Genomic DNA, 17,295 nt, shown 5'->3' with positions numbered 1-17,295 from the left:
TCTTATGTGAAACGTCCATGTATAAAGCTTTCTACACACAGGGAGATGATTATATGGTAAGTTCTCCCGAAACAAGTTCGGGACAGGCTATATGACAAAAACTTAAAATTATAATCATATGAAAAGATAAATCAAGCTAAAAACAAGTGATATGATACGAGTTAGGACACAATTGTTACTGTTATCTATTCTTTTTGGATTTTTTGGAAACTGCTTGTTTGCACAGGAGAATTCAGCTTGGATGATTGAAGCAAATGATTATACCAACTATACAGGAATATCAGTTGCAAATGGACGAATAGGAATTCTTCCTTCGGCCGAGCCAGGAAAAACCAAATCGATCATTCTTAATAATGTTTATGACAAGGAATCTGAATTTGGAGTCAGTAAAGTGTTGCTGGGAATTAACTTTGCAAACCTTCAGATTGTTGTTGATCAAGACACACTTTCTTTTGCAGATTGTTCCAATTGGAAACAAGTGCTGAATATGAAATCAGCTACTTTCACAACATCATGTCGGTTTAAAGAATATGCCGAGATATCTTTTACACTTTACGCATTAAGAGGAATGCCTTATTCCGGATTGGTAGATGTGAAAATAAAATCTCTGCAAAAGAAATTGAATATAGTGGTGAATGGACAAATTATTTGTCCAAGTGAATATAAAGATGTGACTTCTGATTTTAGGATTTTACAAGATTTGGATGCACGAATGCCAATATTGCAGACTGTAGCAAAGAGTCCGTTTGGGAAACACGATTTGGCAACCAGTGCAGCATTTATATTTGAAGGAGAAACACCCGATTTAAAACACAACTTGAAAGATATTTTTACTAATGAACTGGGCTTTTCTAAATCTTTGAAAAACGAGGAAGAATATAAATTTGCATGGTGCGGATCGGTTTGTACATCGCAGAATTTTACAGATCCGAAAAGCGAATCGGAGAGAATGGTTATTTTTCAACTTTTGGGAAATAAACAAGCCGTGATTAATCGTCATAAAGAACTTTGGTCTGAATTGTGGAAGGGCGATATTGAAATTGAGGGAGATCCGGAGTCTCAGCAGGATATCCGTTTGGCATTGTATCATTTGTATTCTTTTGCCAGAGATGACTCTAATTTGAGCATTGCTCCAATGGGTTTATCATCTCAAGCTTATAACGGACATGTGTTTTGGGATACTGAATTATGGATGTTCCCACCTCTTTTGGTTTTCAATCAGAAAATTGCAAAATCTTTACTGAATTACAGATTTGACAGACTGGAAATGGCCAGGAAAAAGGCACAGAATTATGGCTATACAGGCGCTATGTTTCCATGGGAATCGGATGATACAGGAGAAGAGGCGACACCAACCTGGGCTTTAACGGGAACCTTCGAGCATCATATTACAGCAGATATTGCTATTGCTTTTTGGAATTATTACAGAACTACAGGAGATAAGGAATGGTTGAAGGAAAGAGGATTTCCCGTTTTGAAAGAAGTTGCTGATTTTTGGGTAAGTCGTTCTGTTCAGAATCATGATGGTAGTTATTCCATTAACAATGTAGTTGGTGCGAATGAATTCTATCATCATGCCAATGATAATGCCTTTACCAACGGATCGGCGAAAACCACTTTGCAGTTTGCAAATGAGGCGGGAAAAATTCTCAAAAAAGAAAGCAATCCTCGTTGGGCTAATGCAGCCAAAGGTTTAAAGTTTCATTATTTCGGGGATGGCGTTACCAAAGAGAATTCGGAATACAATGGGGAGATTATTAAACAGGCAGATGTTAACTTATTGGCCTATCCTTTGGAAATTGTTACCGAACCTAAAGAAATAAGAAGAGATTTGGAATACTATGAGTCTAAGGTTGCTCCGGAAGGTCCGGCCATGTCTTATTCTGTTTTAGGCGTATTGTATGCACGATTGGGTGAGCCGGAAAAAGCTTTTGAACTTTTTAAGAAAGCTTATGTGCCTAATAAACGACTCCCATTCGGAGCACTTTCCGAATCTGCTTATAGTAATAATCCATATTTCGCGACAGGAGCCGGCGGCATGCTGCAAACAGTTCTTTTCGGATTTGGAGGTTTACATTTTACAGAGAATGGAATAGAACAAAAAAATCCATGTTTGCCAAAACAATGGAAAAAATTAACCATAAAGGGTGTTGGCCCCGAATTAACAACTTATGTGATTGAGTAATTATGAGTAAAATGACAATTGTAGTATTGCTGTCAGTCTTGCTGTTTTCTGCATGCGGATCGAGTAAAAGTGTTGACTTGTTATCACCCAATGGTGAAATTGCTTTCAACCTGGAAGTGAATGAGAATGGACAGGCGTTTTATAAGCTTCAAACCAATAAAAATCAAATATTCTCCGATTCAAGATTAGGGATGGAATTGCATGAAGATTCTTTGTTTACGGATGGCTTGCGAATTATTAATGTAGTAAGAAATGAAAAGAATGAGAATTGGAAACCAGTTTGGGGACCAAATGAAACAATACCCGAAAAGTACAATGAGCTAATCGTTTCCTTAAAAAATCATGAAAATAACGATTTGAAGTTATACGTGCGTTTATTCGACGATGGATTAGGTTTCAGATATGAAATCCCTCAGCAAAACGGCATCGATAGTATTAACATTACTAAGGAATTAACAGAATTTAATTTTGCCCAAAATGGAACAGCATGGTCGATTCCTGCAAATTTCGATTCTTACGAAATGCTTTACCGAACTACCCAATTAAGCGAAGTGCCAGATGCAAATACGCCAATTACTGTAAAAATGGAATCAGGGTATTACGTGAGTATTCACGAGGCGAACCTGACGAATTATGCAGGAATGACTTTAAAGAATACGGGTAGTACTAATTTTCAGGCGAATTTGGTTCCTTGGCCCGATGGAGTGAAAGTAAAAGCAAAAGGTTCTTTGCAGTCTCCATGGAGAACAGTAATGCTTTGCAAAAATGCGGCAGATTTAGTTGAATCGAATTTAATTCAGAATTTGAATGAGGCTTGTGCAATTCCAGATACGAAATGGATTCAACCCATGAAATATGTTGGTATTTGGTGGGGAATGCATTTGGGGGTTGAAACATGGACCCCGGGACCAATTCATGGTGCGACTACTGATAATATGAAAAAATACATTGATTTTGCTGCGGATAACAATATTCAGGCAGTTTTGGCCGAAGGTTGGAACACAGGCTGGGAAAATTGGGGGAAACCAAGGGCATTCGATCAGGTAACACCATATCCCGATTTCGATTTTGATGAAATTGTGAGCTATGCAAAGTCAAAAGGAGTTGAACTGATAGGACATCACGAAACAGGCGGAGATTATATTTTTTATGAAGAAAGTATGGATAAAGCCTTTTCAAAATTGCATGATAATGGCATTAGGGTTGTAAAAACAGGATATGCCGGACCAATTCCTAACGGTCAGTTTCATCACGGACAAAAAATGGTACAACATTATCGAAAAGTAGTGGAAACAGCAGCCAAATATCACTTGATGGTGGATGCACATGAACCAATAAAAGCAACAGGAATCAGCCGGACTTATCCAAATATGATGACAAGGGAAGGTGCGAGAGGCATGGAGTGGAATGGATGGAGTGAAGGAAATCCGCCGGAGCATCATGTGATTTTGCCATTTACCCGTTGTTTGGGTGGACCAATTGATTACACGCCCGGAACTTTTGATATTTTGTACAAAAACCGAAAGAATTACATTAAATGGAACAGCAACGACAAAGGCAATAGCCGGGTAAATACCACTTTAGCGAAGCAATTGGCTTTGTGGGTTTGTTTGTACAGTCCTTTGCAAATGGCTTCTGATATGATCAGTAATTACGAAGATCAGCCGGCTTTTCAGTTTTTTGTGAATCTGCCGGCAGATTTCGAAGAATCTAAAGTATTGGCTGCAGAAATCGGAGATGTTTATGCTGTTGCCCGTCGGAAAGCTTCGAATTGGTACATTGGTGCCATTACCGACGAAAATGCCAGAGAAATTGATTTGGATTTAGGCTTTTTGGATGCTGATAAAAAGTATGTTGCGACCATTTATTCAGACACAGAAAATACATCCTTGAATGAAAATCCTACTGAAATAAAAATCTTTAAAAAAGCAGTCGATAGCAAAACAAAATTGCATGTGAAAATGCAGAATAGTGGAGGACAGGCTATTGAAATCAGAGAAGCTGAAAAATAAGCAAGAGTAATTATTAGCTGAAAGCTACGATAGTAACTCTTTGGTTATTTGTTATTTTTAGAAGGATTAATGAATGTAACGAGTGATTAATCTTAAAATTAATCTGCTTTTAATCCATAAAGCTTTTATTTGACTATATAGATTAGAAATTAGTAACCGTTCGGGGAAGAGCTTGGCTGGCCCAGTTCCCGTTCGGTATTGTTTTTATTTTGAATTGCACCCCAATAAAACTCAACTTGATGAAGCGCTTATCAGGAATTTTGATTCTTTTTTTTCTAAGCATAAATGGTTTTGCTCAATTTGTCGATTACGTAAATCCATTTATTGGGACTACTAATTTTGGCACTACAAATCCAGGAGCAATTGTACCACGGGGAATGGTCTCAGTAAGTCCGTTTAATGTTTCCGGATCCGATTTGAATACCTACGATAAAGATGCCCGATGGTGGTCAACACCCTATTCCTGGGATAATTCTTTTCTTACCGGATTTTCACATGTAAACCTAAGTGGTGTTGGTTGTCCCGATTTGGGCGTTATTTTATTGATGCCGACTATCGGTGAAGTCAATGCAGATCATAAAGCATACGGATCTATCATGACAAATCAGGAGGCAAGTCCAGGATATTACGCCACCGATTTGGAAAAATATGGAATTAAAGCAGAGCTGAGCTCAACCAAAAGAACAGGTATCAGTCGCTATACTTTTCCAAAAGGGAAATCGAATATACTTTTAAATTTAGGTTTGGGTTTAACCAACGAAACGGGTGCAAAGCTTCGGATTGTAAACAATCAGGAAATAGAAGGTTCCCGCATGACGGGAAGTTTCTGTTACAACGATGGTTCAGAGCGTCCGGTTTATTTTGTGGCCCGCTTCAGTAAAAAAGCAGAAGAATTTGGTGTTTGGAAAAAAATGCCCGAAATGCAGGCCGAATCTGCATGGAGCGATACCGATGGTCAGTTCAAATATTACAAAAACTACACTCAGGAGTTATTTGGTGACGAAATTGGAGCTTATTTCACTTTCGATACCAACACGAACGAACAAATAATTGCAGAAGTTGGCGTATCATACGTAAGTATTGCCAATGCAAGAATGAATTTGAATGCAGAATCGAACCAATTTGATTTTGAGAAAACCAGATTGCAAGCCAAAGAGGAATGGAATAATATTTTGAGCCGAGTAAAAGTGGAAGGCGGAACCGAAGACCAAAAAACCATTTTTTATACAGCATTGTATCACACGCAAATTCATCCAAACATCATAAACGATGTAAACGGACAATATCCGGCAATGGAATCTTTCGAAATTCGCGAGACCAAAGATTGCAATCGATATACCGTTTTTTCTCTGTGGGATACATACCGAAATTTCCATCCATTAATGGCCTTGTTGTATCCTCAGGAGCAGCAAGACATGGTTCGATCTATGGTGGACATGTACAAGGAAAGCGGATGGTTACCAAAATGGGAGCTAAACAGCAAAGAAACCCATGTTATGGAAGGCGATCCGGCAATTCCTGTAATTGTAGATTCATACTTGCGTGGATTAACTGATTTTGATGTGGAAGCAGCTTATTCTGCGATGGTTAAATCAGCAACGACAGAAGGGAAAAAGAACAAATTACGACCAGATATTGATTATTACCTTAACGAAGGATACGTTCCATTGATGGAAGAATTTGATAACTCGGTTTCTCATGCTTTGGAATACTACATTGCCGATTGGAATTTGGCACAATTCGCCAAGGCTCTTGATAAAAAAGATGATTACAGGAAATTCCTGAATCAATCGCTCCGATACAAAGAATATTTCGATCAGGAATTTGGCATGATTCGCCCACGCTTGGCGAATGGTGATTTCTTACAAAATTTTGATCCAAAGCAAGGCGAAAATTTTGAACCAAGTCCAGGTTTTCACGAAGGAACAGCATGGCAATATACTTTTTGTGTTCCGCATGATGTAAAAGGATTAACAAAACTGATGGGAGGCGAAAAGAAGTTCGTAAACAAATTGCAGATGGTTTTTGACAAAGGATTGTTCGATATGGCCAACGAGCCTGATATTCATTATCCTTTTCTTTTCAATTATGCCAAAGGAGAGGAGTGGAGAACGCAAAAAGAAGTTCGCCGGTTAATCGATACTTATTACAAAAATGCTCCTGACGGCATTCCGGGTAACGATGATTGCGGCACCTTATCGGCATGGGTAATCTACAGCATGATGGGAATATACCCTGTTTGTTCTGGAGATACTGATTATGCTATTACAAGTCCTGTTTTCGATAGAATAACCATTCAACTCGATCCCGAATTTTATTCAGGAAAAACTTTTGAAATCATCACACATCGTAAGAATAAAGGCGATTTGTTTATTGATAAAATGATGATTAATGGAAAGAAACAAAACTCTTATTTCATTACTCACAAAGCAATAAGCGAAGGGGGAAAACTGGAATTTTTTATCAAAAAATAAAAATACAACCTAATAACACTTGTTAAATACTAATGTCAAAAACCAATAACAAACCAAAACACCCGGCTACTTGGATTCCCACTGCATATTTTGCGATGGGTTTACCATTTGTTGCTATTGCTCAGGCATCCGTGCTTATGTTTAAGAGTTTCGGGATTTCCGATTCGTTAATTGCATTCTGGACCTCGCTCATCATGTTGCCTTGGACATTAAAACCACTATGGAGTCCAATATTGGAAATGTTTAAAACAAAAAAGCATTTTGTTGTTGCAACACAACTCGTAACAGGATTTACATTTGCTCTGGTCGCATTGTCCTTGCCATTAGATAGTTTTTTTACCTATTCTATTGCTTTATTAGCTGTTATCGCCTTTAGTGGTGCAACCCACGATATTGCCGCCGATGGAGTTTACCTAAGTGTTTTATCAGGAAAAGAACAGGCAAAATATATTGGATGGCAAGGTGCTTCGTATAACATTGCAAAAATCTTAACTGCCGGTGCTTTTGTTTATTTAGCAGGCATCCTCGAAGACCGTTTTGGTGTATTACATGCATGGATGGCCGTTATGCTTACCTACTCAGTAATCATGATTTCATTGGCTTTGTATCATATTAAAATGTTACCATCAGGAGGAAACGCAAGCAGTGAGGTTGCTTCGTTAAATGAGGGATTTAAAACCTTGTGGGATGTTATAAAAACCTTTTTCCAGAAAAAACACATTGGTTGGTTTATTGCTTTTATCATCTTGTACCGATTTACCGAAGGCTTTGCCATTAAAATAGCTCCTTTGTTTTTTAAAGCTACAATCGAAGATGGCGGTTTGGGACTTAGCACTTCGCAAATAGGCCTTATTTATGGCGTATTTGGTTCTGCAGCTTTTGTTCTGGGGTCAATTTTAGCAGGCTATTATATTTCAGCACGGGGATTAAAAAAATCTTTGTTCACTCTTGTTTGTATTTTTAATGTTCAATTTATAATTTACGCTCTATTGGCCGTTTACCGCCCGGAAAGTATATTTCTAATTGGATCAGCAGTTGTGGTTGAATATTTTGTATATGGTTTTGGCTTTGTGGGCTTAATGTTGTTTATGATGCAGCAAGTTGCTCCTGGTAAATATAAAATGGCTCATTATGCATTTGCTACAGGAATCATGAATCTGGGCATTATGCTGCCGGGTATGTTAAGTGGTTTTATGAGCGATTGGTTAGGCTATAAGTTGTTTTTTATATGCATACTTGTTGTTATAATTCCATCTCTGTTGGCAGCAAGATTTGTTCCTTTTGTTCATTCAGAGGAAAGCGAAGCAGATGAAAATAAAGTCTAATATCTATTAAATGAACTTATCTGTACTCGATTTATCCATAATTGTAGGATACATTATTTTAACCATATTCATTGGTTACTTTTTATCAACCAAAGCATCAAAAAACCTTTCCAACTACTTTTTGGGCGGAAACAAAATACCATGGTACATGCTTGGAATTTCGAATGCGTCGGGTATGTTCGATATCACAGGTACCATGTGGACGGTTACCATTTTGTTTGTGTATGGTTTAAAATCGGTATGGATTCCATGGTTGTGGCCGGTTTGGAATCAAATTTTCCTGATGATGTTCATGGCTATTTGGTTACGGCGTTCGAATGTAATGACAGGAGCTGAGTGGTTGAAAACCCGTTTCGGTAATGGCAGAGGATCACAACTTTCGCATTTAATTGTTGTACTATTTGCTATTATTAGTGTAATTGGCTTTATAACCTACGGATTTGTCGGCGTTGGTAAATTCGCACAAACATTTTTTCCATGGGATTTACACACCTCTGTTTTCGGACTAGGAATCAAGTCGGAGAATATGTACGCCATTATCATTATGGGATTAACCACTTTGTATGTTGTAAAAGGGGGAATGTATTCCGTAGTTTTTACCGAAGTACTTCAGTTTGTAATTATGACGATTGCCTGTATCATGGTAGGTGTAATTGCGGTATCCTTAGTTACTCCGGAGCAGATTGCTGCAGCCGTGCCTGCAGGTTGGGCTGATATTTCCTTTGGCTGGAATCTGAATTTAGATTGGAGCAATCTAATACCTGCAGTAAACCACAAAATTGATATCGACGGCTATAATTTGTTCTCGGTTTTAATGATGATGATGATTTTTAAAGGGGTATTGGTGAGTATTGCCGGACCGGTTCCCAGTTACGATATGCAGCGGATTCTTTCTACCGAAACACCTAAAGATGCTGCTAAAATGAGTGGGATTGTATCTTTGGTACTATTCGTTCCCCGTTATTTGATGATTGCGGGGCTGGCAGTATTGGCATTGGTTTATCTGGCTCCCGAATTCAATAAGATGGGTAACAACATCGATTTTGAAATGGTCTTGCCATATGCCTTAAATAATTTTATTCCCGATGGAGCAAAAGGATTATTACTGGCAGGACTAATCGCGGCCTTCATGTCCACTTTTGCTGCAAACGTAAATGCCGGACCGGCCTACATTGTAAACGATATCTATAAAAAATTCATCAATCCGAATGCTTCTCAAAAGAAATACATTCGAATGAGTTATTTGTCATCATTCGCAGTTGTAATTGTAGGAATATTCTTTGGCTTTTTTGCCGAAAGTATCGATACTGTTATGAAGTGGTTGGTAGGAGCTTTGTTTGGCGGATATACCGCATCAAATCTTTTAAAATGGGTGTGGTGGAGATTTAATGGCTATGGCTATTTTTATGGAATGCTTGCCGGTTTAACAGCCTCGTTGGTGGCACCTCTTGTGTTTCCCGAAGTGTCTCCAATTTATGCCTTCCCGTATATTTTCCTATTCTCTTTTGCCGCATCGGTTATCGGCAGTTTGCTAACCAAACCTGAATCCGATGAGGTATTAATTAAATTTTACGAAAGTGTTCGTCCATGGGGATTTTGGAAGCCGGTTTATTTAAAATTGAAAGCACAAAATCCGGAAGCAAAACCGAATAACGATTTCTTAAAAGACATGTTTAACTGTACCATTGGAGCAGGCTGGCAAATGATGTTGCCACTCATCCCAATTTATTTTGTGATTGGAAAATACACCTCATTGTCATGGGTTGCGGCATTATTTATAATAACGAGCATTATTCTCTATTTTACATGGTACAAAAAGCTCGAAGATTATCCTGCTGATTATAAGTATTGCAAAAAAGAAATCAACGAAGACTAAAACGATATTGAATAGAATTAAATTCATAAACAATAAAAAATGACTAGTAAAGTAAATATGCCTTGGGAAGACAGGCCGGAAGGATGTAAGGACGTGATGTGGAGATTTTCTCAAAATCCTGTTATTGGAAGGTACGACATACCAACATCCAACAGTATTTTTAATAGCGCAGTAGTTCCTTTTGGGGATGGCTTTGCCGGAGTATTCCGTTGCGATAACAAATCGGTGCAAATGAATATTTTTGCCGGTTTCAGTAAAGATGGAATCAATTGGGACATCAATCACGATCCAATCGAAATGGTAGCCGGCAACACCGACATGATCGATTCCGATTACAAATACGACCCTCGTGTTTGCTGGATCGAAGACCGCTATTGGATTACATGGTGCAACGGTTACCACGGACCAACAATCGGGATCGCTTACACCTTCGATTTTAAGACCTTTCACCAGTGCGAAAATGCATTTTTACCATTCAACCGTAACGGTGTTTTGTTTCCTGAGAAAATTGACGGAAAATACGCAATGCTAAGCCGCCCAAGCGATAATGGACACACACCTTTCGGTGATATTTATATCTCTTACAGTCCCGATATGAAATATTGGGGAGAGCACCGTTGCGTAATGAAGGTATCAAATTTCACCGATAGTGCATGGCAGTGTACCAAAATTGGAGCCGGTTCAGTTCCTGTTCGCACCAACGAAGGGTGGTTGATGTTTTACCATGGGGTAATCAATACCTGCAATGGATTCCGTTATTCGATGGGAGCAGCCCTTCTCGACCTCGAAAATCCCGATAAGGTCTTGTACCGATCTCAACCCTATTTATTGGCTCCGGCAGCACCTTACGAGTTGGTTGGCGATGTGCCTAATGTGGTATTCCCATGTGCCGCATTAACCGAAGGAAATAAAGTTGCCGTTTATTACGGAGCTGCCGATACGGTAGTTGGCATGAGTTTCGCCTACATCGATGAAGTAATCGATTTTATTAAGAAGAACTCATTATAGTTAAGTTAGTTTTGATTTTAAAGGGTCAGTATTTCCAGATACTGGCCTTTTTTTTGCGTTCCCTTCGGGCGGGCTTTCTATTACAACTCCTTATACGATTTTAGATACAAAATTACATACTCGTATAATGCCGATAGATATCTAAAACTCAATCATAAACGAAGTGAAATGAATGAGTAATTTTAGATACTAATCGGTATCGCTCGTTTCTCGCTGTGGGGTTTTCATTTCAATCCCTAACGCATTCCCAAAACAAAAATCTCCGTCATTGACTCTAAACAAACCAAACATGTCAGAGTATGACTTGATCCAAAATCTAAATATTAGACAGTAAATTCAGAAAGAGCTTCGGTACTCTGTACCTAATTCACTATCGTATAAATTAACCTACAAAGACTGCGCAACTCTGTTGCTAACTATTCTTTCAGGGATGTAGTATTTAATCGCGGAGTTTGGCAAAGCCCGTTGCTATTTATTCAGGTACGTAGTAAGCAGTATTTGCAGCAACAAATCATCAAATAGAAAAAGGTGCAACGCACCGCAGCCTACAATTCAAGTAGCCACAATTACAATTAAAGAATCAAAAGTTTAATCATGGAGACAACGTCTGTTGCCATTTATTCAGGTGCAGAGCACCATGGTATTTGTAGAAATAAATCATCAAAAAAGCAAAAGGTGCAACGCACCGCAGCCTACAATTCAAGTAGCCACAATTACAATTAAAGAATCAAAAGTTTAATCATGAAGACAACGTCTGTTGCCATTTATTCAGGTGCAGAGCACCATAGTATTTGTAGAAATAAATCATCAAAAAAGCAAAAGGTGCAACGCACCGCAGCCTACAATTCAAGTAGCCACAATTACAATTAAAGAATCAAAAGTTTAATCATGGAGACAACGTCTGTTGCCATTTATTCAGATGCAGAGCACCATGGTATTTGCAGCAATAAATCATCAAAAAAGCAAAAGGTGCAGCGCACCGCAGCCCCAATAAAAAGCTGACTGAGCATATTGGGTTCTTTTTAGACCTGACTGTTTTTGAAAACCAGTCAGGTCTGAACTATTAAATCTTCTTTTTTTTCTCAGCTTGATTGTTCCACCTTACATTTTTCCATTTCTGTTGTTCTTCTTTTGATAGGAATGTCCAGGCAACAATCCGGCTCTTTTTGTTTCCTTGTCCCATTGGTAAGGTTTCTACTTTAACAGCTTCGGCTGCAGTAAGAGCTTGGTAAACACTTTTCAGATTCGATTCTTTCGAGACGAGTGTAGAAAACCAAAAACACGATTTCGCAAATTTCTTACTCTGATTAATCATGTTTCGAACAAAGCGTTCTTCGCCGCCATCGCACCACAATTCGTTGCTTTGTCCTGCAAAATTAAGACTTGGTTTCGTCACTTTTTCGGTAGAAAGGTTTCTTGTTTTGCGCATGGTTCCTTCCAATGCATCTTTAGCTGATGCATGAAATGGTGGGTTGCAAATCGATAAATCAACCAGTTCATCCTTTGGAATAACACCGTAAAAATAATCTTTGGGATTCTCTTGAAGTACACATTTCACATTTCCTTGCAGTGACGGATTCGAAGCAATAATCTTTTCAGCAGAATCAATCGCAGCAGGATCAATATCCGAACCAATAAACGACCATCCGTACTCATTGTTTCCGATTATAGGATAAATGCAGTTGGCTCCAACACCAATATCTACACAAGTAAATTTATTGCCTGCAGGAATTTTACCATAGTTGTTCTGTTGCAGTAAATCAGCTATATGATGAATGTAATCTGCTCTACCGGGAATCGGAGGACACAAGTAGTTTTCAGGAATATCCCAGTCACTAAGTCCATAATGATGCATGAGCAATGCTTTGTTCAACATTTTTACCGCATCTGGGTTCGCAAAATCAATCGATTCATCCTCGTACTTGTTCAGAATAATAAATGGAGCTAATTCCGGACAAGTTTCCACCAGTTGTTTAAAATCGTAGCGGTTACGGTTTTTATTTCTGGGATGCAAACTGGGTTTCTCTTTTGGGTGTTTTCTCTTCTTATCTGGCATAGATGTAATTCTCTAATTTGAATCTGCTAAATTAGAACATTAATGGAAGAAAGTCGTCTTTATTCTAGTAATGAAAAACCATTTTTTTAATTGCGTCAACAAAAGAACTTTTAAGACTGGAAATTAAATATTGAATCTGATTCATAACTTGGCATTTTTGTAAGGCAGACTAATAAGGACAATGCAGACCATGATGAATGGAAAGCAGATCAATAGTAAAACAATAAGTTCTTACTGGAAGAAGCTTGGTGATGCTTCGGGTAACGGGGATTTTCTTCTTGTTACTAACAATAATTTTTTGACCCCGAAGCCAAAACTTTTGGGTTCAATCGAGCTTCGAACCACGGTGTACCGTGTCTTTTTTGACCAAAAGGGTGGTTCGAACCACGATGAGGTGTGGTTTTTTTGGCATCAATCGAGTATCGAGGCACGCTGAGCCGTGGTTTTTTTAATGCAAACTGTGTCTCGATACTCGACTGAGGTGCTTCGATACTCGATTGAGCTGTCTCGATGCTTGACATTGAAGTCTTGATCTTTGATTTCGATGCTTCAATGCATGCTTAAGGAGTCTTGACCCATGATTATGATGCTTCGATACTCAATTGACAAGTTTTGAGGCATAAAAAAGAGGCTGTCCTTTTGGAACAACCTCATTTAATTATCTGATACAATATTTATTTCATTTTGTATGCGTCGTTGTGAACGGCGTTAATTGCTCTTCCCGAAGGATCGGCATTGTTACGGAACGATGCATCCCAGGCTAAAGCTTCAGGAGTACTGCAGGCAATAGATGGTACAGATGGTACACATGCTGCAGCAGTATCCGAAGGGAAATGTTCTGCAAATATTGTTCTGTAGTAATATTCTTCTTTCGACATTGGAGGATTCACAGAAAAACGAAATTTGGCATTGGCCAATTGTTCATCAGAAACCTTTTTCTCTGCAACTTCTTTCAAAGTATCAATCCAACTGTAACCCACACCATCAGAGAATTGTTCTTTTTGTCTCCAGGCAACACTTTCAGGCAAATAGTCTTCGAATGCTTTACGCAGCACCCATTTTTCCATTTTTCCATCTTTAGCCATTTTATCTTCCGGGTTAATTCTCATTGCAATATCAAGGAATTCTTTGTCCAGAAACGGCACACGGCTTTCAACACCCCATGAACACATCGATTTATTCGAACGTAAACAATCGTAAAGGTGAAGTTTATCTAATTTTCGGATGCATTCTTTGTGAAATTCTTCCGCATTTGGAGCCTTATGGAAATACAAATAGCCACCGAACATTTCGTCCGCACCTTCGCCGGAAAGCACCATCTTAATTCCCATCGATTTAATCACTCTAGACATTAAATACATTGGGGTAGAAGCACGAACCGTAGTTACATCGTAAGTTTCCAGATGATAGATCACATCACGGATAGCATCCAATCCTTCCTGAACAGTAAAAGTTACTTCATGGTGAATTGTATCGATATGATCTGCTACTAAACGAGAGGCTGCCAGATCAGGTGAACCTACCAATCCAATTGCAAATGAGTGCAATTGTGGATACCAGGCATCCTTCTGATCACCTGATTCAACACGCTTACCGGAATATTTTTTCGCAATAGCCGAAATTACAGATGAATCCAAACCACCTGAAAGTAATACCCCATAAGGTACATCAGACATCAACTGACGATGAACAGCATCTTCTAACCCTTTGCGAAGGGCAGCCATATCAGTTTTGTTGTCTTTTACATTTTCGTAATCTTTCCAGTCACGCTGATACCAATCTTTAACAACGCCGTCTTTGCTGTATAAAAATTTTCCAGGAAGAAATTCTTCAATTTTATTGCAATACCCTTCTAATGCTTTTAGTTCCGATGCCACGTAGTAGTTACCATACTTGTCCCATCCCTGATACAATGGAATTATTCCCATATGATCCCGTCCAATAAGGTAGCAATTGTTCTTTTTGTCGTATAAGGCAAATGCAAAAATACCATTTAAATCATCGATAAAATCGATGCCTTTTTGTTGATATAGGGCAAGAATTACTTCACAATCTGATTTTGTCAGGAACTCGTAAGATTCTTTCATCTGATTTCGAATTTCCAGATGATTATAAATTTCACCATTAACAGCCAAAGCCAGATTACCGTCTTTGCTGTAAAGTGGTTGTCCTCCCGATTGAGGATCTACTATCGATAGTCTCTCATGAGACATAATCGCTTTTTCATCACAAAATATTCCAGACCAATCCGGACCTCTATGACGAATCTTTTTTGACATTTCTAAAATTTGAGGGCGCAGCTCCTGAGCATCCATCTTCAAATCAAAAACTCCAACAAATCCACACATAAAAAATTGTTTAATAGTTATTTTATCAGCCTGTAAAAATATGGTTAAGCTGTTTAATCTTGGTATTAGTTGTCAAAAATACGATTTTCAATTTAGTTTCTACTATGTTTTAAGCTCTATATCTTTTGTGTATAGGTAGAAAAGATTATTTTTTCGAACGATTCGAAAATAGAGGCTGTTTATTGAATGGCGTTCTTATTATCGGGGGTGAAGGAGGAAATTAACATGGTAATAACAAAAAAGGACACCTTTTGAAGTGCCCTCATGCTTAATTTGTTTTATTTTCAAGCTCGTGATCGAGAAAGGTTTTAAGAGTATCAATATCCAGCCGTTTGGCTATAATTTTTTTATCCTTGTCAAGCAGGTATATGGTTGGAGTGCTAAAAACATCATAATAAATTCTGAAATTGGTCTGATAGTGGGGATCGTAACAATTGATAAAATCAAATAAGTTTTTATCAGCAATAAAATTTTCCCATTCTTCTTTTTCGTTTTGAGTGCAGACTGCAAACACCTTTACACCCATTTGTTTGTACTTATCTAAAATATCAGTCTTTAATTTTGGAGTTGATGTTTTACAATGACCACATTCGGGTTCCCAAAAATATAAAATGGTGAACGGAGCTTCTACTTCGTGCAAACGAACAAACTCTCCTTCGGGCGTTTCCATTTTAAGATCCTGGGCTTTCATTCCAATTAAATTGTATTGAAGCTTTATTACCCGCTCGCGAATATTGGCAAGTAAAGTTGAATCGGCCCAATTGGCTTCTCCGCTTAAATAGTATTTTTTTGCCAGACTAACGAAAGCCGCATCCATTCCCATAATCTTGCTTTTAACTGCGTAGTTGAGAGAGTATTGTACCAGATATTGGAAGAATTCCTGATCAGATCGTGATTTTTCAATAATAGCAGTGGCTTCTTTTACAATTGTATCCGGACTTTGAACCAAAATTTTCTCATAAAAAAACTCCAGTTTATTTTTAAGAATTGGTGTTCTTAAAAAACGGTTGTCAGTGAAATCTACGTAATCGAAGTAATGATCTTTATTGTACAAGTATGATTTTTTTTTGATCTCCTGATCTCTGTCTGGAGTAGATTCAGGAATTTCCTTTGAGAAATCGGGAACTTTTGGTGATAAAGTCAACTGTGCAAATTTGGAAACAAAGCTTCCGTTGGGGTAATCCTGATTCAGTTTTTGAATGTATGCACGTACATCTTCATCTGCTTGTTTATAAGCTTCCTGATATTTCTCTTTTTCTTTCTCATTGTCCTTGTTTGCCTTGTATGCTTCCTGAATTTTTTTGGAATTCTCGTTTTGGGCTTTCATGAATTTTTGAAAAGAATGAAATGCTTCACTCTCTTTGGCACCGGTAATTTTAATCGTTTCTATAAAACTAACCGGATCTGCTGATATGGCAAATTCCTGATCTTTACCAATTAACAGATCGAAATACTTTTGGGAGGGAAGATAGATGACATAAATGCCTTCATCCAATTGTTTCGCTTTGCTAAATAAGCCTTTGCCATTAATTAATTGCGTAGTATCATCAGCAAATATTCTGCCGTCAAAATAGTGTGCTAAATAAGCAGTACTATCAGTACAGCCAATTAGGTTAACGTCAATATTGTATTTTTGTGCTTTGCTTGTAACAGAGGATAGCAGGCAAATACCCACACATAAAATAGTAATAAAATTTTTCTTCATTTTCATTATAATGTTGATAAGCATAATTGGAAGCGAAAATTACAAAACTTTTTTTAAAATGAAACGACCATGTTTAAATCATTCTAAACACAGGGGGATGATTATTGGTTCATGGCAAGTTCAATATGGCAAATTCTTAGAATTATAATCATATGAAACGTCCATGCCAAAACATTTTTTGACACACAGAGGGATGATTATTCCAAGCATGGTAAGTTCTCCCGAAACAAGTTCGGGACAGGCTATATGGCAAAAACATACAGTTGCAAACATATGAAATTAGCTTTGCATGAATTGCCTGCATAT

11 protein-coding genes are annotated in these 17,295 nt (G+C 38.1%); 8 read left to right on the top strand and 3 right to left on the bottom strand.

What is annotated here, in order from left to right:
* The first annotated feature begins 151 nt into the window (after positions 1-151).
* The 8 genes from BZG01_RS00620 to BZG01_RS21935 all read left to right on the top strand — a co-directional run bounded on the left by BZG01_RS00620 (position 152) and on the right by BZG01_RS21935 (position 11,750).
* The gene (locus tag BZG01_RS00620; protein WP_218972972.1) at positions 152-2,185 is read left to right on the top strand and encodes a kojibiose hydrolase; all 2,034 of its coding nucleotides are present in this window, start codon (positions 152-154) and stop codon (positions 2,183-2,185) included.
* 11 nt (positions 2,186-2,196) lie between these two features.
* Complete coding sequence (locus tag BZG01_RS00615; protein ID WP_218972971.1) at positions 2,197-4,197, top strand: glycoside hydrolase family 97 protein; 2,001 nt, start codon at positions 2,197-2,199, stop codon at positions 4,195-4,197.
* 239 nt (positions 4,198-4,436) lie between these two features.
* Positions 4,437-6,671, top strand: a complete 2,235-nt coding sequence (locus BZG01_RS00610; RefSeq protein WP_101307882.1) for a GH92 family glycosyl hydrolase — start codon at positions 4,437-4,439, stop codon at positions 6,669-6,671.
* Between the two features lie 32 nt (positions 6,672-6,703).
* Complete coding sequence (locus BZG01_RS00605; RefSeq protein ID WP_101307881.1) at positions 6,704-7,996, top strand: MFS transporter; 1,293 nt, start codon at positions 6,704-6,706, stop codon at positions 7,994-7,996.
* 10 nt (positions 7,997-8,006) lie between these two features.
* The gene (locus BZG01_RS00600; protein ID WP_101307880.1) at positions 8,007-9,872 is read left to right on the top strand and encodes a sodium:solute symporter family protein; all 1,866 of its coding nucleotides are present in this window, start codon (positions 8,007-8,009) and stop codon (positions 9,870-9,872) included.
* A gap of 39 nt (positions 9,873-9,911) precedes the next feature.
* Positions 9,912-10,880 (top strand): glycoside hydrolase family 130 protein, encoded by a 969-nt coding sequence (locus BZG01_RS00595; protein WP_101307879.1) that lies wholly within the window; start codon positions 9,912-9,914, stop codon positions 10,878-10,880.
* A 594-nt stretch (positions 10,881-11,474) separates the two neighbouring features.
* On the top strand, positions 11,475-11,603 hold the full coding sequence (locus tag BZG01_RS21940) for a hypothetical protein (protein WP_262885270.1): 129 nt from the start codon (positions 11,475-11,477) through the stop codon (positions 11,601-11,603).
* A gap of 18 nt (positions 11,604-11,621) precedes the next feature.
* Positions 11,622-11,750, top strand: coding sequence for a hypothetical protein (locus tag BZG01_RS21935; protein WP_281256407.1), 129 nt, complete (start codon positions 11,622-11,624; stop codon positions 11,748-11,750).
* A gap of 193 nt (positions 11,751-11,943) precedes the next feature.
* On the opposite strand, the gene rlmF is transcribed toward BZG01_RS21935, so the two are convergent.
* The 3 genes from rlmF to BZG01_RS00575 form a co-directional block, all read right to left on the bottom strand.
* On the bottom strand, positions 11,944-12,936 hold the full coding sequence (gene rlmF / locus BZG01_RS00590) for a 23S rRNA (adenine(1618)-N(6))-methyltransferase RlmF (RefSeq protein ID WP_101307878.1): 993 nt from the start codon (positions 12,934-12,936) through the stop codon (positions 11,944-11,946).
* Between the two features lie 674 nt (positions 12,937-13,610).
* Complete coding sequence (gene asnB, locus BZG01_RS00580; RefSeq protein ID WP_101307876.1) at positions 13,611-15,284, bottom strand: asparagine synthase B; 1,674 nt, start codon at positions 15,282-15,284, stop codon at positions 13,611-13,613.
* Between the two features lie 268 nt (positions 15,285-15,552).
* A complete protein-coding gene (locus tag BZG01_RS00575; RefSeq protein ID WP_180327155.1) occupies positions 15,553-16,989 on the bottom strand; it encodes a TlpA family protein disulfide reductase in 1,437 nt (478 codons plus the stop codon).
* Between the last annotated feature and the right edge of the window lie 306 nt (positions 16,990-17,295).

Source organism: Labilibaculum manganireducens, assembly GCF_002843385.1.
Lineage (GTDB): Bacteria > Bacteroidota > Bacteroidia > Bacteroidales > Marinifilaceae > Labilibaculum > Labilibaculum manganireducens.
Note: the sequence above shows the minus strand (reverse complement) of the source record. Positions and strands in the feature narration are given on the sequence as shown.